Raw genomic sequence first — 17,488 nt, 5'->3', positions numbered from 1 at the left:
CGGGCATAGAAAAAGCCCCGTAGCACATGGCCACGAGGCTTGTATGAGAAAGGTGGAAACCCCACAAGTTAGGGGTTATGAGGAAGTAGGTTGGCCCCTATGAAGAGTGCTTACGTAAACCACCAGGGCCGGGCCTACGCGTCACTGCTGTGTGACCCGGACTCGGGCGCCGTAGCGATCCTCACGGAAATCCGGGTTGATCCCGATTTTCAAGGGAGGGGATGGGGGCGCGAGCTGCTGAAGGAGATCACCGCTGCGGCCGACGAAGACGAGGTGGTGTTGATGCTGTCCGTCGAACCGGGGCCGGAAGGGCTGAACTCCGAGGAGTTGACGGCCTGGTACTCCCGGTACGGGTGGGAACCCGTCACCAACACGGAGACTGGCGAGGTCGAGCCCGATGTCCTGTGCAGGATGCCTCAGGCCTCGACGTAGAAGGCGGTGACCTCGCCGCCGTACATGTGCTCCCGGCTCACCGAGTCCGGGTAGTACCGGGGCCGGGAGACCTCGGCGACGTCGAGCACCAGGGCGCCGCCGGCCTCCTGGCCGGGCAGTTCCTCAAGGAGGGCCTGGCGGACCAGGAGCGCGAGGCGCTTAGCCTCTGCGCGGTCCTCGGCGTACACGTCGTACTCGACGTCTGCCCTGTCCATCCGGTCCCGGACCAGACGGTGACCACCTGATTCAGCGAGGTAGACGGTGGTCTCGCCGGCCTCGCGGCCAACCAGGTCCCCAGTCACGGAACCCTGCGGCAGGTCGGGCAGTGAACTCAGGTACTCCCAGAGGACTTTGACGGGATCAATCATTCAATCCTCGCCTTCTCCAGGGCGGCCTTCAGGAAGAGGCGGGCGGGGTGGCGGCGGCCCTTGCGGTCCCGATAGCCCCGCTCCTGGAGCATGGTGTGTCGAACCGCGTGGTCGAACTCAATGACCACCTGGCCGTACCAACCGCCCTGGTAGAGCGTGACCAGGGCCTCGATGTTGCGCTTCGTGGAGTTCCAGTTGTTGCGGGTCGCGCTCGCTCGCGGGGCCTCCTTGATGGCCAGGGCGGCGACGTCGGCGGTATGCAGCTCGACTATCTCTCGGGCCTGTGGGAGGGCGAGGATTTCCCGCTCCCAGTTCCGATCCATACGAAGGGTGAACCTGCTCATCGCCTCACCCGCACGGCCTTGATGGTGATGTGGCTGAGGCCGCCAGCCCGCCAGTGGGCGGGCTCGTCCTCGATCTGGTACGTGATGCCCCGGACCGTGATGCGGTCCGCGGAGTCGACTACCGCGCTCAACGGGAGGTAAATCACCAGGCGGTCAACCGTGGTCTCCCTCTCGGGGGAGCGGACCGTGTATGGCTTGCCGGGCTGGACCGAAGCCAGGCCTGCCCAGACCCGGGCGGAGTGCTCCCAGTCCCGCCGGTTGGTGTAGGCGTCCGCCACCAGGGCGGCGCGATGGACCTCTACGGGCTCGGTGTACCGGATGGCGACACCTCCTCGACAGGTAGCGGATCCCACGTGGTGAGGCGGATCGTGGAAAGGCCTCGCCGGTAGCGGCGGAGGCCCGACTTCGCGGCCTCGGACAGGCCGGCCTGCGCGGCGGAGGCCGCAAACTGGACCTCCAGCTCGCCGGTACGCTCGCTCACCACTCCGGGCGTCACGGATAGCCAGCGGATCACCTCGGCGCAGGCAATCACCTTGAACGAGGCCGGAGGGGCGGCCCTGTCCCAACTACCGGTGCAGTGCTCGGCGATGAGCGCCGACACGTCGTCCAACAGGGCTTCAACCCGGGGACGCTCGTCGTCCAGGACGGGCCGCCCCAGGCGGGCGGCCACGTCCTCAACGGTGGCGAAACGTTTCATCAGCCCGCCGGAGCCTCGGTGATGGAAATCTTGAGACCGCGCACAAACTTCTCACCGATGGTGGTACCGCGGACCGAATAGTCCGGGTCTTCCTTGACGGTCGCCAGGCCATACATGGTGTCCAGGCCGATCGTGTCAGCCTTCTTACCGAAGTCGTAGTCGATCAGCATTCGGGTAGCAATGCCGTTCACATTCTGGATGGAGCCGTTGACGGCACCCATCGGGATAGCCGGGCAAGCCGACACCAGGAACAGCGCCGAACGGTGGAAAAGGTACATCTCCAGGCCGAAGGAGTTGTGGATCACGATATCGAAGCCGTAGATCCGGCCAATGGTCGCGCGACGAAGAGCGTTGGTGTCACCCGAATAATCGACCGCCACGAATTCCGGGTCCTTGAGCAGAATCGCCTCAACTTCGGGGCCGGCGATCAGGTACCGCTCGGAGGCCGGGACATTCGCAAGGTTGAGCGCGAGACGCGCATCCACCAGGGCGGTTCGGATGTTGAGTGCACGCTTCGAGAGGGTCGCCGCGGTGCCGTCCGCTGCCGGAATCGTAACGGCGACGTCGCCGCCGATCGCGTTCTTCTGGCCGACAGTCAGACCACTTCGGTTGATATTCGCCTTGATAAAAGCGGCGGTGGTGTCATCGAAATACTCGGCGAAACCGCGAGTGAGCTTCGAAAGGACCTGAGAGCCGAACTGGCGCAGGTCAAAAGCCACCTGCTCCATGCTCAGAACGGTGGAGTTCTGAGCGAGCGTGGTCAGCTGAACCGGAAAGCGGCTCTCGTTGACGAAGCCCGTAGGCGCCCGGCGGTCAGCAGCCGGAAGAGGGCGATCCGAGGCCGCCGCGAAGACATTCTTATCACCCGTGATTGGGTTGGTAATCGGGGCGGTGATACCGGCCGACTGAACCGGAATACCTCGGGCCTCACGGTTGACGTTGATGACGTCACCGATGCCACCGGTGAAGTTCAGCTCAGAATACCGAGCCGGGATACCACCAAGGGTAAGCTGCCGGTCCAGGAGACCCAGCGCGGCTACAGTTACCTGCTTTGGGTCAAGATTGAAGTGATGGGTGGTTGGCGCCATAGGCCACGCTCCAGGGCATAAAAAAAGCCCCGAGGCCGCAAAGGGCCTCAGGGCTTTAGAAGAAAAGGGTTATTGCTACCGGGAAGCTACTCACCAGTTGCAAGCAAAAGGGCAAAAAAGAGCCTTAGAGGAACCGACCGCCCGCGATCAGGTCGGCCAGCTCATTGGGGTCCATGCTCGTGATGCCGCCGCCGGTACCTCGGTGGTAGCCAGCGCCCTGGAGGTCAGGGAACGCGGGCTCGGGCGACGGCTTCGGAAGGGACTCGATGAGGCCCTTCACGGCCTCGGTATCGGCCTTGCCGTCGTCGGTGAGGAACCGGTTCAGGTCGAGGTAATCGGTGGGCACGGTCACGCCCGCAGCGGCAGCCTGAGCGCGAATCTCAGCCGCAGCCAGAGAGGTGCCAACCTCGGACAGGGCGGACTTACGGCCCTCGGCACGGGCATCAGCCAGCGCCTTTTCCTGGTCAGACATGGCCGCTGCCTTCAGGTCCTCCAGCTCCTTGGAAGCCGCCTTCCAGCGGTCCTCATTCTTGCGAGAGAGCGCCTTCCACTTTTCGGCCTCCGCGGCCTGGTCGGCTGGCGGGGTCTCCGGGGGAGTGGTCGGGGTAGTCGGCTCGGAAGTGGGAGCGGTCTCGGGCATGGGTAATCTCCATTTCGGATGGGCTTGCCATTTCGGCGTTACTTCTTCACTTCGTGGATCTTGCGGTTCGCGTTCCCCGCATTACCCTGAGGTGGCTTGCTGGCTGCCTTCTTGGCTTCGAGAGCGGCCGGGTCGTGCTGGGGCTGAGGCCCGAGCTTCTGAATCTCCGCAGCCGCCTTAGCGTCCGCCTTCCGCATTTCGCGGAAAGACTCGATCTGGGCGGAGGAGTATCCGGCGTCGGACCAGAGCTGTTCCTCTGGCACATTGAGCTGCTTCAGCTTCAACAGGGCGTCAATATGCTGAGCTTCGGTCCGGTATTCTGGGTCCTTCCAGACCGTTTCCAGGCTGAAGGCGTCTCGGCGCTTGTCACCCTTGATGGCGAAGCACAGGCGGATTACCCGCTCCCACGCCTCACCGAAGTGCAGCATGCGTTCCCTGACCTTTGCGACTAGGCCGGCCTCGGCCGAGATGATCGACTCGCCCGAAGGGGTCGAGCCGCCATTCACCAAGAAGTAGTGATGGGGGAGCCGAGATACAGAACTGAGGTGCTGGACCAGCATGCTGACCAAGGTCACGTAATTCCCGAGGTCGGCGGCCGGGAAGGAACCGAAACGCGCCTGGGGGTCCTCTGCCTGGAGGATCTTGTCCACCGCGACCTGGAAGGGCTCGATCGGATTTCCGTTGGCATCCTCTTGGATCTCAAGACCTGTGACATGCCTCTGGGGGAATGCCGCCATCTCGGACGCGGTCAGGGCGTCCATGATCGTCTTGTTGATCGCGTCCTGAATCGGGATGCAGTTCGTCAGATCGGAGAACGGGTCACCGAGGATTCGCGACCGATTGGTGAAGGCGACAACGGGAACCGTCTGGAGGGGATTGCGGGCCTTCTTGCCCTTTGCCCAGTCAGTCTCTCCGAAAGGCACCTCATAGACGTATTCCTCAGTCCAGAGCGTTGCCCCGATGCGGCCCCACGAGTCCGTGTTGAACTCAGCCGCGGCCTCGATCTCTACCAGGCTGCCGGCCTTGTACTGCACGGCCATACGCTCGGCGGAGGCCGGGGTGATGAGGGGGTCTCCGGCCTTGTTCGGCCAGACCTTTGCATAGGAGACGCCCTGAATCATGGCGTCCAGGTGGACCGCGTTGGACAGGGCATCCATGCTGGACCGCTGCCAAAACTCGCGGGCCTCCTTGTCCGTCCCGGAGTCACCTGGAAGGGAAAAGGCGTCGACATGCATTCGTTCCGCTGCGGAGTCGATGATCATGCCGCAGAAGTTGTCTCGCCACTCGGAGAAGACCTCGCGGAAAGCATCCTTGTATCGCATCTGCGAGAAGGCAAGCTTCTGCTGATTTCCCTCGTAGTACTCGGCGAATCGCTTCATCGGCGAGCCAGCGCCGGGAAGCTTGGAGTGTAGATATGCGAGCCACTGAACCGGATTTTCCGGCGGGCCTATGGCACTGTAGCCAGTTGGGGGGACGATCATGCAGCCTCGCTAAAAGCCGACTACACGCCTCCGTCGCACCTTGAGACGCCCATCAGCAATTGCGTCAGCTCTGGCCTCAAATGCGAGAATGGCGCATACGGCCAGGTCGATCTTACGTTTGGAACGGGGCGAATCCTTCGTGATAAGGAGGCCCTGAGGAACCTCGCGGGTAACCGCGTTAAGGACATGGCGAGTCAGGTTTTCGTCACCATCATGAGAAAGGTCCTTGACCGTTACGGCGGTCCGGAAGCGCTCGATTGCCTGGACCATACGAGTAGGCTTATTCGTCCAGTACTCGAATACGTAGTCCTGGCCCCGGTCGTTGTGCTCCAGGGCCCACCGGCCGATGGCCTCTTGCCAATACGGCGGGTCGCAGTACATCCACTCAACACGGTAGGCGGAGAAAGCTTTCTGCACGGCCGCTTCAACGGCGAGAACATCGACTTCCCAGTCCGGCCGATTCGGGTCTCGGGGGTTTTCCCAGAGCCCGAGCACGAAGAGCTTGCCATCCCGGAGACGGACTCCGACAAGGCCTGTCGCGTCACCGCGGATACTGCCGTCGAAGCCCAAGGCGATCTGATCACCCGGCATAATCGGGTCGTCGCCGGACTCGCAATCTTCCCACTCCGACTTGCTCATCCACCCGTCGCTACTTTCAGCGATCGTGTTAAAGAAGAACCGGAGGTAGGTGGAATCCGGAGTGGTCCGGTCGTAGAGGATCGTCCGGGTCAGGCCCGGAATATCAGCCCAGGTGGCGTCTCCATACGCCTCGACCAGGGCGGCCCGGACCCGCTCCTCGTCTCGCAGCTCGCCGGCCTCGATGTCGCCCTCAAGGCAGTCGTAAAGCCAGTAGCCCTGACGGACCATCTCTGACTCGTGGATCTGCTGAGCAACCGAATCTTCGTTCGGATTGTAAGCATTTGTGGTGGAGACCCATCGAGAGCCTGCGGAGGTAGTCTTCTCGATATTTCGTTTGAGGGTTTGGAAGAAGTCCGGGCCCCCATTTGACCCTACCCAGTGATGGCATTCGTCCATCAAGCAAAACGATGGGCGGTTACCTTCGCTGGTGCGGCCAGCAGTTGCCTTCGGTCGGATCGTTCCCGGCTTGCCGCTCTTGAACTGGATGACGGCCTTGCCAATGTCGAGGCCGTATTCTGCCTCGGCCGGCGACTCCGACAGCATTCCACGGATCATCTCCATGGTCTGGTCGGTCTGGTCGAGCGCGGTCGCGCCAATCTGCACCGTTGGCAGAGGCACCCGCTTAGCTACTGGTAGCCCAAAGGCATCCCAGTGCGAGAATCGGCAGGGGCCGATAAATTCAACGATCGCCAAAGCGGCGAGAAGGGGGGTCTAACTTTCCCCAGCCCTTCGCACGCCGCAGCGTGCCGGCTGAGTAGACCCACCTCCCATCCGGCTTAATCCGGTAGAAGTGGAGGACAAAGCGGAGCTGTTCCGGGGTGAATTGCCAAGGCTCTCCAGCCCTCTCACCATCAGGCTGGACGATGTACTTCTGACACCACCGGATGACCTGGTAGCCGAGCGTTTCGTTCGGAGCTGGAACCCCTGCGGGCAGGTTGCCTGTCTGCAAGGGCTCACCTCTCGTTACGAATTCAGTAGTCGGAACAGCTCCTCATCGAGGTCTGTGGTCTCGGCCGGCGCCTGGTCGGCGTCCTCGGCCTGGTCCTCGTCGTCCTTGATGGACATGCGGAGGCGGGCGCGGTCCTCGACCGTGCCGCCCCATTTGCTCGTTCGCTGCCGGATCTCACCGGCGTGCCGAAGGTCGCCCTGGTAGAGGGCGTCAACGAGGCGAGTGGTGATCTCCAGTTCGGCCCAGTCGGTCTCAGCCCAGGCGGCTGACTGCGGCGAGGTGGCCCAGGTCTTCCAGAACCTTTTGGCACCGCTGGTGGAGATCCCGAGGCCTCGGGGGAGTTCCCGGCCGGGCTGGGCAAGGGCCGGTAGCTCCTGCGCGTGCTCGTGCTTGTTGCGCCTGACGGCGTTCGGTTTGGGCTGCGGGCCTCGGGTCATCGGAGCCTCACCCGGCTCACGTCGACCTCGTAGAAGTCGGCCAGGTCCTCCAGCTCGTCACGGGCGTCCTGATGCCAGTCGCGGCGGCGAACCGCTCGCGCGTGCCAGGCCGGAGCCGGCCGACTGGACATGCAGTCGTCACAGCCCCCAGTGCAGCGGGTAGACGACATGACGAGCCTCCGAGAGTGGGTGAGGCCCGCTCCCCTATATAGGGGACGGGCCGGGAACGTGGTTGGTGGTGTGCTGGACCGGATTCGAACCGGCGTTGCCTCCCTGCACGGGAGGAGTCCTAGGCCGCTGGACGACCAGCACCGCCCTTCTGCCCTCCTGGTACCGGGAGGGGTTCCGGGCCTGCGGGAGCTACCCGCATGGCAGGAGTGGGAGGGCTCGAACCTCCGGCACGCGGTGTTGGAGACCGCTGCTCTACCAGCTGAGCTACACCCCTGTTTCCCGTGTTACACGGCACGGGCACCTCGTCTGATCGGCAGGACTCGAACCTGCGGCCCCTCGGTCCCAAACCGAGTGCGCTACCAACTGCGCTACGACCAGAAAGCCGGACTAGATCCCGACCGGCGGGGAAGGCGTTTAAGTGTGGCGGTCGTCGCCGTATGTCTTCAGGCGGTGACAGTCACGGCAAAGAGTCCACAAATTGTCCGGCTCCCAGGAGCCACCGCGGGCCACCGGTACGAGGTGATCCACCTCCAGGCGCTCACGGCCTCCGCAGAGCTGGCAGCGGAACCGGTCCCGAGCCAGGACCCGAGCCCGCCGGGAGCCCCAGTCACTCGGACGGGCCGCATTCCGGGCCGAGGTTCGATCCCAGGATCGTCGGGTTTGGTGGCCCACACACCGCCCGTCCCGCACGGTCACGGAGGTGCACCCGCTCTTCAGGCAGATGGATTTGGCTCTGGGCACGGGCACCTCCCTGGGTGGTCGAAGTTGGGCCCCGGCTGGATGCTGGACTGGCAGCCGGGGCCGGCCTCCTTAACTCTGGAGTCTCACCAGAGACTCAACTGAGAGGAGGAGATGAAGGAGATCGAGGAGTTAGTTCGAGTTTGAACACAGATTCCGTTTGGAAAGTGTCGTTCGCTCGTTTCTCTCGCTCTCTCACTAATGATGTATGTGTCAACTGGTGTGGAGGTAGGACACCTTTCGACAAAGTGAGACCCGGGTCACATTGGGCCGTGCGAACAGACGTTCGAACGACTTGACGTAACTTGCAACTGGGGCGTATGGCCCGTAAACTCCGCTCCAACTTGATCATTAATAGACATCGCTGAGACAGACATAACGAGAAGGTTCGGATGCCCGAATACAAGCTGCCGAGCGACAGTGAGCTAAGTAAGCGCTTCATCGAAGGCAAGAGCGACCCCGAGATTGCGGCGCTGTACGGCTGCTCCAGGCAGGCAGTCAACCTTGCACGGCATCGGCTCAAGTTCACGCGCCGGCCTTATGTCAATCAGGCCAATGCCCTGATCGGCTCCGTCTGGAGAGTGCAGACCTCAGCGGGACACCAGAACGAGGGGCCGATCCAGGCGCTCAGAGTGTGGGTGCGGATGCGGCTCGGGGATGACTCCCTCAGTGCGAAGCAGAAGCTCACGGCGACGAACTTTCAGGCCCGCATACAGAGGGAGGAGGTCGTACTACAGTACGACCCTTCGTCTAGCAAGGGGTTTTCCTACGTGCCTAGGGAGCCGAAGGACGGTGACCTAGTGATCCGGTGGCCTGAGCTCAGCCCCGGCGAGGTGCGCAATCCCGAAGCTGAGAAGTACCTGAGTCTCCCTGCCGCCCCTGCGTCCTAGCCCCCATAACTCCGTCCTGATCCTCACAGGCTCCGCACAGGAAGCGGGGCCTGTTTTGTGTTTCTGACGATTCGTTAAAGATCCTGGGATCACGATTTGGTATCGAAACAGCCAAGTCGGTGTATAGGTGAGTTAGGTCACCATTAATGCGGAGGAGGTATCGGAGCGAGTGCGGTAAGTTATGCCCTGACCTCGCCGGAAACCCCTAAGCGAGGCTGATCGCGGAGGCGGTAAATGCTCGCAGTGCTTAGCCTTACCTCATCCAGCAAAGCCGAGGCAGTGGCTGCACAGATTGCGGACAGCGAGACTCGCTCATCGTCCCTCTTCCAGTCGGAATGCCTGGTGATCGCCCACCACCTCGCGACAAAGGTGGGCGAATATTGGGACATCGTCTATGCCCCGTGCATCAATGATGACGAGATTGATGAACTCGTGGACCTGGAGGAACGGGTCTTTCAGCGCTACGGGGTCCGCCTTGAGCGGCTGGTTGTCGAGAGGACAGAAAGCACTCGGCCACACCCCTGGTTTCCACACTGCACCTCCTACACCTACGTTCGACTCTGCCCGAGGATGGCCCTTGACTTCAATTGAAAACATGCCCCGAAGCGTCAGCCAGACTGAGCAGTATGAGAAGTGCGGCTGGCGCTTTTTCCTACAGCGCGTCGAACGCGTCACGCCCCTGCCGGCGGCCTGGAGCCACCACGGAACCGCCTTCCACAGCGCGGCCGAGGCCGTTGAGAGGAGCGGTCGACGGATGGGAGAGGAGGAGGCCGTGCAGCTCTTCTCCGACGAGTACGCGGCCCTGGTGAACCGGGCCCTGGACCAGGAGCCCAACACCGATCGTTGGCTGTCTGCCTCCGGCCCTGGTGGCGCCGACATCGAGCGGCGATACGTCCTCGGCCAGGAGCAGACAGCCGAGTACGTTCGGTGGGCCCAGGAGCATCAGCCGGCCATCTGGCAGACGGCCAAGGACAAGCCGGCTCTTGAGCTGTACTTCAAGGTCGAGCTGGGCGGCGTCGCGGTACGCGGCTACATTGACCAGCTCATCGCCGAGGCCGACAACTCGGTAAGGGTCCGAGACCTCAAGACCGGTGTGACGAAGAGCCGCTTCCAGCTTGAGACGTACAAGGTGGCGGTGGAGCTGGCGCACGGCATCCAGGTGAACCGAGGGGACTGGTACCTCGCGAAGAAGAGCGGGTTGTCCAAGCCTGTAGACCTTAGGGCAGTCACCGCGGATCAGGTGGGTGAGCGATACGCGGCCATGGATGAAGGTGTCAAGGCTGGGAGGTTCGAGGCCAGCCCTGGATTCCTTTGCCGCTTTTGTGACGTAAGGCACAAGTGCGATTTTTTTTAGTTTTTTACTTGCAACTGGGGAAGTTGTCGACGTAAGCTCAGAGTGTGAGGGCAGCCCGCTGAAGCGGGCCTATTTTTTCCCCTCTTACTTGCAACTGGGGAACCTCATCGGAAAGGACTGCTATGTATTCCCTGACACAGTCCGTGGACATCAGAGGTGCGGCCGGTGAGCCCATCCCGAACCCGTTCAAGGGCCTCAGTCGGATGGAGGTCGAGTTCCTTCGCGGCGCGTTCAGTCTGGGCGTTGCCGGACCCGGCACGGGCAAGTCTCTGTTCGCCCTGAACCTGGCGCTCTACGGGAACGTGCCGGCCCTGTACTTCTCGGCGGACTCTGGCGCGGCAACACAGGTCAGCCGTGCGACCTCCATCATCACGGGAGCGGATTCCAAGGAAGTCAAGCGCCGACTACTGGAAAACGACTTCGGTGACTATGCCGAAGTGCTCGGGGAACGCTGGTGGGTCCGATTCGTCTACGAGGCCCGGCCTACGCTGGCCGACCTGGAGACGACCATCGCGGCCTATTTCGAGGTCTTCGGGTGTTACCCCCACCTGATCGTGATCGACAACATCACGAATATCGATGTGGGGGGTGTGGGAGACGCGGAGAGCTTCACGTTCAGCCTGGAGGGGCTGTGTGAATACCTTGCCGAGATGGCCCGGGAAACCAGGTCTCACGTCCTCGCCCTGCACCACGTGACCGGTGAACACTCGGACGGCATGAACCCCATTCCGCTCTCCGGCGTGAAGGGGAAGATCGGCCGCGTACCGAGCCTGATCCTGACCATCTTCAAGGAGATCGACGGAATGGACGGCCGGGTACTTCACGTGAGTGTCGTGAAGAATCGAGAGGGCTTCGAAGATTCCTCCGGCAACACCTTTGCTTCCTTCGAGCTCAACCAGTCGAATTTGCGTCTCACTGACGTCACCCTCGCCTTCTGACAACGACGAGAGAGATAAGCGCCATGACTCACTCCTGCACCGGCGGCTACAGCATCAAGAAGGAAATCGTTGACCTCCTCCTGATGGAGAATGAGGCGATCACGGCCGATGAGGTCGAGGCGGCCGGCGGCGGCGTCGTGGCGGTGGTCCTCCAGGTCGAGGACCCCCGCAGGCTGAACCTCCGGTCGATGCTGCGGGATCTGCTCCAGTCGTCCGGGAAGGGCATCAACGTGGCGGCGGTCGGCCTGGTGGACGACGGCGGAGCCACGGACTGGCGGGTCGTTTCGCTCGACTACCTTCGGGGCCTCGTTGACGGCGCGGCCGACATGCGGCGCATGCTCCGTCTGGAGTCCTCCCTGCGGGCCCGTGGCTGAGCCGAGGGCTGGCTACCGCAAGTGCTCGAAGTGCGCGAAGAACCGGGCCAGCAGGTTCTTCGTCGGCCCGAGAGGCCGGGTCTGCGAAAAGTGCCGCAAGGCTACTAGTCGCGCCTCCTCTCGGGCCGCTCGCCTCCAAGCTACCTACGGGCTCTCTGCCCAGGACTATCAAGCCCTTTTTGAGGCACAAGACGGCCGGTGCGCGATCTGCCGGGAAACCCGTCGTACGAATTTGGCCGTGGACCACTGTCACAAGACAGAGGCGATCCGCGGCCTTCTTTGTCAGCGCTGCAACGGACAGTTGCTAGCCCGCGGTGCGAGAGATCGCCCCGAGGTCTTGAGGCGGGCGGCTGATTACCTCGAAGACTATCCGGCCTGGCGGGTTCTCGGGCCGAGATTCACGTTCGACAAGGACTGAAACAACATGCCCAAAGGCATTCAGTTTGACTTCCGAAAGTGGCGCGGAGAGCACGAGACCGCGAACAGCGCCTTTCGCCGATACGACTTCCCCGTGACAATTCGAAGGGTCGGGAATGAGCCCCAGCCCGAAGCCGCCGATAAGTGAAGTCCTGCGGCACTACTACGGAATAGCCCTCCGAGACCGTGGAGGGTGGCAGAAAATACTCTGCCCACTCCACTCTGAGGAGAACCCGAGCGCGAGCGCGAACACGGAGAAACAGCGGTGGAGTTGCTTCGTGTGTGATGTCTCGGAAGACAGCTACGACGTGATTCAAAGAGAGGAAGGCATTGGGTTCAGAAGCGCTCAAGAGTTCGCACATACCCGGTTCGGTGGAAGCGGCGAAGGACTACTTCGGCCAGTACACCAACAGCCCGGCCGAGAAGTACATGAACGCCCGCGGTTTGGGGGAAATGGCGAGCCGGTTCGGAATCGGATACGTCGGTTCGGCCAGAACGGGGCATGAGCGGTCTAGGGGGATGCTGGTCATCCCATACGCCCGGCCGGCGGGCGGAGAACACGGCGTCGCGACACTCCGTTTTCGGTGCATCGCCGAGGAGTGCGTGAAGGACGAGGCCGGCGAGTACCTGGCCCCGGACCGCAAGGAGAACCACCAGGGCCACGGCAAGTACCAGTCCCTCCCCGGTGACCATCCCCGCCTCTACAACACCGGGGCCCTGATCGTCCCCAGCCCGTACATCGCTTTGTCTGAGGGTGAGTTCGATGCCCAGGCGTCCGAGCTGGCCGGCGTCCCGTGCATCGCGGCTCAGGGCACCTCTGCTTGGCGCCCCCATTTCAATCCGGCCCTCGCCGGCTACGAGGTCGTTTTTATCGTTGCGGATAACGACGAGCCTGGGATCGCAGCGGCAGACAAGCGCGCCGCCGAGCTGCCGAACGGCAAGGTCATCATCCTCGGTGATCAGGGAACCGACATCAATTCATTCGTTCACAGTCATGGGGCTGCCGCATACCGGAAGGCGCTGGGTCTGTGAAGCCGGAAGTGGAATCGGATGCCGTTAACCACCCGAGTCACTACACGTGGCTTCCGGTAGAGGTCATTGAGATTACCCGGCATTTCAACTTCGTACGGGGAAACGCGCTCAAGTACCTCCTGAGGGCCGACCTCAAGAACAACACGGTCGAGGACCTGAAGAAGGCCCGATGGTATATCGACTATGAGATTCGACAGTTGGAGGCCCAGCATGAGGCGGATCCAGTTCGGCGATATCGACCTCGCCGGAATGCACTTCTTCGAGGTTCAGACCTTTGGCGGAAGGTTCGTCGGAATCGATCTCGTCTATGACGGACCGCAAGGCATGAAGCGGGTTGCTGTCAACATCTCGGCCCGAGAGGCCCGCTGCATCCGGCGGGCGCTCAAGAAGGCCATCCACCGGATAGAGGAGAAGGCTTGAAGCGAGTCGTCGTAATCAGTGACACGCAAATTCCGTTCGAGGACAAGCGGGCGCTGAAGAACGTCATCGCGTTCATTGGCGAGTACCAGCCGGACGAGGTGATCCAGATCGGCGACCTGGTGGACTACCCGGCTCCGTCCCGCTGGTCGGCCGGCACCCGGGCTGAGTTCGAGGGCAATGTCATCAAGGACTCCGAGTACGCGAAGAAGGTCTTCCTCTCCCCGCTCCGCGAGGTCTACGGCGGCCCGGTGAAGGTCCTCGAAGGCAACCACGACGAACGGCCGCGGAAGTACCTCGCCAGCCGGGCGCCGGCCCTCGCCGCCGAGGATCAGTTCTACAAGTTCGAGAACCTGTTGGACTTTCAGGCCTACGAGGTAGAGAAGGCAGAGCCGTACTACCCGTTTGCGCCTGGATGGCTTGCGATCCACGGCCATGAGTCCCCGGGGCTCAATCAGGTACCCGGTGCGACTGCCCGAATGAAGGCCATCAAGGCCGGCGTCTCGGTAGTCATGGGGCACACCCATCGGCTAGCCATCTCGCCGCACACCACCGGCCACAATGGCAAGCTCAAGACCATTTATGGATTTGAGGTCGGACACCTGATGGATGTGCGTCAGGCAAGCTACCTCAAGAATGGCCCGGCAAATTGGCAAAAGGGCTTCGGTCTTTTCTATGTCGGGAAGTACAGCGCAACCCCTCACGCCATTCCGGTGGCTGACGACGGCTCTTTTGTGGTCGAGGGCAAGCGGTTCGGAGAGATCAAGCGCGTTGGCGGAAAATTCGCCAAGGGGGAGAACAAGAGTGCCTGAGCTGGACTGGGATCGCCTTGACGGGATCGCTTACAAGGTTGCCCGTGAGATGGCGCTGAAGTGGCCCATCGTTGAGGCCGACGACGTGCGCCAGGAAATCATGGTCCACATCGTTGAGCAGGCTGAGCACGTGGCGAAGAAGGCCGACGATGATGAATTCATTCGTCAGCTTTCCTGGCGGGTCGCCAAGTCGTACGCCAGTCGAGAGCAGAATCAGCGCGATTTGCTCGATGACCAGTACTACTACACGCCGGACGAGGCTCGCACCGCGCTCCGGTCTTTCCTCCACACCGACGAGGAGATTTCCTCTCTGATCGGGAAGAAGGATGACCTCACTCGGTGTCTGATCTCCGACAACATTTTTTCCGCGCGAATGGATGCCTCGGCCGGCCTCCGAAAGCTGACCGACCGGTACCGGGAAGTCCTCACGCGGATCTACATTCAGGGACTCCCTCCAAGGGATGACGCTGAACGGCGAACTTCGTATCGAGCTGTCGATGCCCTCGCAGTGGCAATGAATAGCCATGTCCGCAGCAAGCGGTAACCAACTAGAAAGAGACTGCATGACCTTCAAAACTGAGACCGCACAGACCGTCTATGAGCGCACTTACCGCCGGGAAAAGGCTGATGGCACGCTGGAGACTTGGACGGAGACCGTAGAGCGGGTGGTGAGCGGAAACCTCTCGCTGGTCCCGGCCCGGTACATTGAGCCGGGTGAGCGCGAGGCCCTGACTGCCCTCATAGAGTCGTTCAAGGTGCTGCCCGCCGGCCGACACTTGAAGTCCTCCGGGGTGAACGACTTCGCGCTCAACAACTGCTGGGCCGCAGGCTGGGATTCGAGCCGCCCGGAAGAGCACTTCACCTTCACCCTGCTCCGCCTGGCCGAGGGCGGTGGCGTCGGATCGAACTACTCGGCCCGGTACCTCGCTGAGTTCCCGGCCGTGGAGAACACCATCCGGGTACACATCGTCTGCGACCCGGATCACCCCGATTACCTCGACCTGGTCGATGCTGGCCTGATCTCCGATGAGTACGCCCACACCTGGGCGGGGGCCTACGCGGTTGAGGACTCGCGCGAGGGCTGGGCGAGCGCCCTGGGTGACCTGATCCAGACCGCGCACCGGAATGACCTGTGCCGCCTTGTGCGGCAGGACCGTGTGTACGACGTGAGCCGGGTCCGCCACAAGGGCGCCGCGTTGCGGAAGTTCGGCGGTACGGCCTCCGGGCCGGTTCCGTTCGCCTCGATGCTGATCGAGGTCGGCAAGGTCCTGGCGGGTGCGGCCGGCGGGCCGCTCACTGGCATGGACGCCATGGCCATTGATCACGAGATCGCTCGATGCATCGTGTCTGGCGGCGTGCGCCGAAGCGCCCGGATGTCGATCATGCATTGGGCTGACCCGCAGATCAGTGAGTTCCTGGCCTGTAAGGAGGACCAGGGCCAGCACTGGACGACCAACATCAGCGTGGAAGTGGATGACGCTTTCATCGCCTATGCCCGTGGCGAGGTCGTCGAAGACATCGGCCCTGGCGGCACCGAGGCCGCTCGGGACGTCCTGTCGCGCCTGGCGGCCGGCGCGCTCGGGAACGGTGAGCCCGGATTCTGGCACTCGGACCTGACGGCCGTTGGTGAGGTGGACGGCACATTCACGACCAACCCATGTGGAGAAGCGACCCTTACACCCTGGGAGCCGTGCAATCTCGGCTCGGTGAACCTCGGCGCTTACGTGGACCAGATGGGGCACGTCGACTTCGAGGGGCTCCACCAGGCCCACCGGCTACTGACTCGCTACCTGATCCGGGCGACGTGCGCGCCGGTGGCTGACCCGCGATCCGCGGAGGCCATCAAGCGGTATCGCCGCATCGGAGTGGGGCACTTCGCGTTCGCCGATTTTCTGGCGAAGCAGGGCGTGAAGTACTCGGACGCGCCTGACTTCTGGTTGATCGCGGCGAACCTCCGCGAGTTCGCGGCCGTCGTGGACCAGGCCGCCGCGGACTACTCCAACGAGCTTCGCATCCCGAGGCCGATCAAGAGCCGCGTGATCGCCCCAACAGGGACCATCTCCAAGCTGGCCGGCGCATCGGGGGAGGGGATTCACGCGCCCTTCGCGGACTACTTCATCCGCCGCATTCGCTTCTCGACCGTAGAACCTGCGGAGGCTGCACAGGTCGAGGACTACCGCCGACGCGGCTACCACGTCGAGCCGTGCGTCTACGCGGCCAACACGATGGTGGTCTCGATCCCGACCAAGGATCCTCTGGTGGATGAGGTCCTGGACCCGGAGTACGTCCAGCACGCTGGACAGCTGACCCTTGAGGACATGCTTCGGGTCCAGCAGCTCTATCAGGAGCACTGGGCCGATCAGGCCGTGTCCTACACGGCCTCCGTCGATCCCGAGCGGTACACCGTCGAGGACGTGAAGCGGGTCTTGCTCGACTTCATGCCCACCCTGAAGGGCAGCACGATTTTCCCCGAGCTGAGTCGTGCCCAGGCTCCTTACGAGCGGATCACCCGAGAGGAATACGAAACGGAGGCAACTCGCCTCGGAATCCGGGTGTCTGATACCTCGTATGACGAAATCTGCGCATCGGGCGCATGCCCTGTGTGAATGTCGTCACCAAAATCTAACTTGCAACTGGGGAAGTTGCTAAGCAATACTGAACCCAGAGGGAAGGAAGCCCGCTAATGAGTTCCTATCCGGCCCCTTTCGATGAGACCTCTCCGTGGGATGAGCCGCAGCCGGCACCCACGACCGACACCACCCCCAATGCCTCGGAGGCGCCTATGTCCCAGCCTGAGCCCGTCAAGACCTTCCAGCCGGCCCCCGAGAACGTAACGCTCTCTTTCAAGGGTGGATCTGGCTATGACGCCTCACTCCTGGTCCTCCGCGCTGGCAGCGTCGGTGAGATGGATGACCTGCTGAATTCCCAGTCCGCAGCGCTCAAGAGCCTGCTGGAGCGGGCCGCGAAGGTGCAGGCCTTCAATACGGGCCTGAATGCGCCATCCGGCTCCGGGGCAGCTCCGAAGCGATTCGAGGGCGGGAAGGTCACCCCCAAGAACTCGGCTGACGACGGCGATAGCTGCCCCCACGGTCGGAAGCTTTTCGAGAAGGCAGACTGGGCGGCAATGTTCTGCCAGGCTCGCGAGAAGTCCGATCAGTGCCCGCCTCTGTGGCGACAGAAGGACGGTTCGTTCAAGCCGAAGTAGGCCGCAAGGCCTTATTTTTTTGCTCTTTTACTTGCAACTGGGGGCCGGGCCTCGCGCCCGGTCCC

General features: G+C 62.5%; 25 protein-coding genes and 3 tRNA genes. 15 read left to right on the top strand and 13 right to left on the bottom strand.

Annotated elements, in window-relative coordinates:
- Window positions 1-99: 99 nt before the first annotated feature.
- A complete protein-coding gene (locus tag ACZ5OX_RS05275; protein ID WP_465628784.1) occupies window positions 100-432 on the top strand; it encodes a GNAT family N-acetyltransferase in 333 nt (110 codons plus the stop codon).
- On the opposite strand, the gene ACZ5OX_RS05270 is transcribed toward ACZ5OX_RS05275, so the two are convergent.
- The 13 genes from ACZ5OX_RS05270 to ACZ5OX_RS05210 form a co-directional block, all read right to left on the bottom strand.
- The gene (locus ACZ5OX_RS05270; protein ID WP_465628783.1) at window positions 417-800 is read right to left on the bottom strand and encodes a hypothetical protein; all 384 of its coding nucleotides are present in this window, start codon (window positions 798-800) and stop codon (window positions 417-419) included. The genes ACZ5OX_RS05275 and ACZ5OX_RS05270 overlap by 16 nt on opposite strands.
- On the bottom strand, window positions 797-1,123 hold the full coding sequence (locus ACZ5OX_RS05265; RefSeq protein ID WP_465628782.1) for a hypothetical protein: 327 nt from the start codon (window positions 1,121-1,123) through the stop codon (window positions 797-799). Before ACZ5OX_RS05265 ends, ACZ5OX_RS05270 begins: the two co-directional genes overlap by 4 nt.
- A gap of 17 nt (window positions 1,124-1,140) precedes the next feature.
- A complete protein-coding gene (locus tag ACZ5OX_RS05260) occupies window positions 1,141-1,422 on the bottom strand; it encodes a hypothetical protein (RefSeq protein ID WP_465628781.1) in 282 nt (93 codons plus the stop codon).
- A 20-nt stretch (window positions 1,423-1,442) separates the two neighbouring features.
- Window positions 1,443-1,841: a hypothetical protein gene (locus ACZ5OX_RS05255; protein ID WP_465628780.1), complete on the bottom strand. Its 399-nt coding sequence runs from the start codon at window positions 1,839-1,841 to the stop codon at window positions 1,443-1,445.
- The gene (locus ACZ5OX_RS05250; protein WP_465628779.1) at window positions 1,841-2,929 is read right to left on the bottom strand and encodes a hypothetical protein; all 1,089 of its coding nucleotides are present in this window, start codon (window positions 2,927-2,929) and stop codon (window positions 1,841-1,843) included. The genes ACZ5OX_RS05255 and ACZ5OX_RS05250 overlap by 1 nt, the downstream gene beginning before the upstream one ends.
- Window positions 2,930-3,053: 124 nt before the next feature.
- Window positions 3,054-3,569: a hypothetical protein gene (locus ACZ5OX_RS05245; RefSeq protein WP_465628778.1), complete on the bottom strand. Its 516-nt coding sequence runs from the start codon at window positions 3,567-3,569 to the stop codon at window positions 3,054-3,056.
- 38 nt (window positions 3,570-3,607) lie between these two features.
- On the bottom strand, window positions 3,608-5,050 hold the full coding sequence (locus tag ACZ5OX_RS05240; RefSeq protein ID WP_465628777.1) for a phage portal protein: 1,443 nt from the start codon (window positions 5,048-5,050) through the stop codon (window positions 3,608-3,610).
- A gap of 9 nt (window positions 5,051-5,059) precedes the next feature.
- Entirely contained in the window at window positions 5,060-6,382 is a 1,323-nt protein-coding gene (locus ACZ5OX_RS05235; protein WP_465628776.1) for a hypothetical protein, read from the bottom strand.
- Window positions 6,383-6,652: 270 nt separating this feature from the next.
- On the bottom strand, window positions 6,653-7,075 hold the full coding sequence (locus tag ACZ5OX_RS05230) for a phage terminase small subunit (RefSeq protein ID WP_465628775.1): 423 nt from the start codon (window positions 7,073-7,075) through the stop codon (window positions 6,653-6,655).
- A 236-nt stretch (window positions 7,076-7,311) separates the two neighbouring features.
- Window positions 7,312-7,387: transfer RNA gene (locus tag ACZ5OX_RS05225), tRNA-Ala, on the bottom strand.
- 57 nt (window positions 7,388-7,444) lie between these two features.
- Window positions 7,445-7,520 (bottom strand) — tRNA-Trp (locus ACZ5OX_RS05220).
- 31 nt (window positions 7,521-7,551) lie between these two features.
- Window positions 7,552-7,624 (bottom strand) — tRNA-Pro (locus ACZ5OX_RS05215).
- Window positions 7,625-7,660: 36 nt separating this feature from the next.
- Window positions 7,661-7,918 (bottom strand): HNH endonuclease, encoded by a 258-nt coding sequence (locus tag ACZ5OX_RS05210; RefSeq protein ID WP_465628902.1) that lies wholly within the window; start codon window positions 7,916-7,918, stop codon window positions 7,661-7,663.
- Between the two features lie 458 nt (window positions 7,919-8,376).
- Here ACZ5OX_RS05210 and ACZ5OX_RS05205 point away from each other — a divergent pair, with 458 nt between their 5' ends.
- The 14 genes from ACZ5OX_RS05205 (at window position 8,377) to ACZ5OX_RS05140 (ending at window position 17,423) form a co-directional block, all read left to right on the top strand.
- Window positions 8,377-8,874, top strand: a complete 498-nt coding sequence (locus tag ACZ5OX_RS05205; protein ID WP_465628774.1) for a hypothetical protein — start codon at window positions 8,377-8,379, stop codon at window positions 8,872-8,874.
- A gap of 234 nt (window positions 8,875-9,108) precedes the next feature.
- Entirely contained in the window at window positions 9,109-9,465 is a 357-nt protein-coding gene (locus tag ACZ5OX_RS05200; RefSeq protein ID WP_465628773.1) for a hypothetical protein, read from the top strand.
- Between the two features lie 4 nt (window positions 9,466-9,469).
- The gene (locus tag ACZ5OX_RS05195; protein ID WP_465628772.1) at window positions 9,470-10,228 is read left to right on the top strand and encodes a PD-(D/E)XK nuclease family protein; all 759 of its coding nucleotides are present in this window, start codon (window positions 9,470-9,472) and stop codon (window positions 10,226-10,228) included.
- A 203-nt stretch (window positions 10,229-10,431) separates the two neighbouring features.
- Entirely contained in the window at window positions 10,432-11,166 is a 735-nt protein-coding gene (locus ACZ5OX_RS05190) for an AAA family ATPase (protein WP_465628771.1), read from the top strand.
- A gap of 23 nt (window positions 11,167-11,189) precedes the next feature.
- Window positions 11,190-11,540: a hypothetical protein gene (locus tag ACZ5OX_RS05185; protein WP_465628770.1), complete on the top strand. Its 351-nt coding sequence runs from the start codon at window positions 11,190-11,192 to the stop codon at window positions 11,538-11,540.
- The gene (locus ACZ5OX_RS05180; RefSeq protein WP_465628769.1) at window positions 11,533-11,958 is read left to right on the top strand and encodes an endonuclease VII domain-containing protein; all 426 of its coding nucleotides are present in this window, start codon (window positions 11,533-11,535) and stop codon (window positions 11,956-11,958) included. Before ACZ5OX_RS05185 ends, ACZ5OX_RS05180 begins: the two co-directional genes overlap by 8 nt.
- A 115-nt stretch (window positions 11,959-12,073) precedes the next feature.
- Window positions 12,074-12,463 (top strand): CHC2 zinc finger domain-containing protein, encoded by a 390-nt coding sequence (locus ACZ5OX_RS05175; protein ID WP_465628768.1) that lies wholly within the window; start codon window positions 12,074-12,076, stop codon window positions 12,461-12,463.
- The gene (locus tag ACZ5OX_RS05170) at window positions 12,387-12,989 is read left to right on the top strand and encodes a toprim domain-containing protein (RefSeq protein ID WP_465628901.1); all 603 of its coding nucleotides are present in this window, start codon (window positions 12,387-12,389) and stop codon (window positions 12,987-12,989) included. Before ACZ5OX_RS05175 ends, ACZ5OX_RS05170 begins: the two co-directional genes overlap by 77 nt.
- A complete protein-coding gene (locus tag ACZ5OX_RS05165; protein ID WP_465628767.1) occupies window positions 12,986-13,300 on the top strand; it encodes a DUF3310 domain-containing protein in 315 nt (104 codons plus the stop codon). Before ACZ5OX_RS05170 ends, ACZ5OX_RS05165 begins: the two co-directional genes overlap by 4 nt.
- Window positions 13,200-13,409 carry a hypothetical protein gene (locus ACZ5OX_RS05160; protein ID WP_465628904.1) on the top strand — a complete coding sequence of 70 codons (210 nt, stop codon included), beginning with the start codon at window positions 13,200-13,202 and terminating at the stop codon, window positions 13,407-13,409. The genes ACZ5OX_RS05165 and ACZ5OX_RS05160 overlap by 101 nt, the downstream gene beginning before the upstream one ends.
- Window positions 13,406-14,218, top strand: a complete 813-nt coding sequence (locus tag ACZ5OX_RS05155; RefSeq protein WP_465628766.1) for a metallophosphoesterase — start codon at window positions 13,406-13,408, stop codon at window positions 14,216-14,218. The genes ACZ5OX_RS05160 and ACZ5OX_RS05155 overlap by 4 nt, the downstream gene beginning before the upstream one ends.
- A complete protein-coding gene (locus ACZ5OX_RS05150; protein WP_465628765.1) occupies window positions 14,211-14,762 on the top strand; it encodes an RNA polymerase sigma factor in 552 nt (183 codons plus the stop codon). Before ACZ5OX_RS05155 ends, ACZ5OX_RS05150 begins: the two co-directional genes overlap by 8 nt.
- A 19-nt stretch (window positions 14,763-14,781) precedes the next feature.
- The gene (gene nrdJ, locus ACZ5OX_RS05145; RefSeq protein ID WP_465628764.1) at window positions 14,782-16,824 is read left to right on the top strand and encodes a ribonucleoside-triphosphate reductase, adenosylcobalamin-dependent; all 2,043 of its coding nucleotides are present in this window, start codon (window positions 14,782-14,784) and stop codon (window positions 16,822-16,824) included.
- Window positions 16,825-16,901: 77 nt separating this feature from the next.
- A complete protein-coding gene (locus tag ACZ5OX_RS05140; RefSeq protein WP_465628763.1) occupies window positions 16,902-17,423 on the top strand; it encodes a hypothetical protein in 522 nt (173 codons plus the stop codon).
- Window positions 17,424-17,488: the final 65 nt, after the last annotated feature.

The organism is Kitasatospora sp. NPDC032121 (assembly GCF_055580145.1).
The sequence above is the reverse complement of the archived record's forward strand: the minus strand, read 5'-3'. Positions and strand labels throughout refer to the sequence as shown.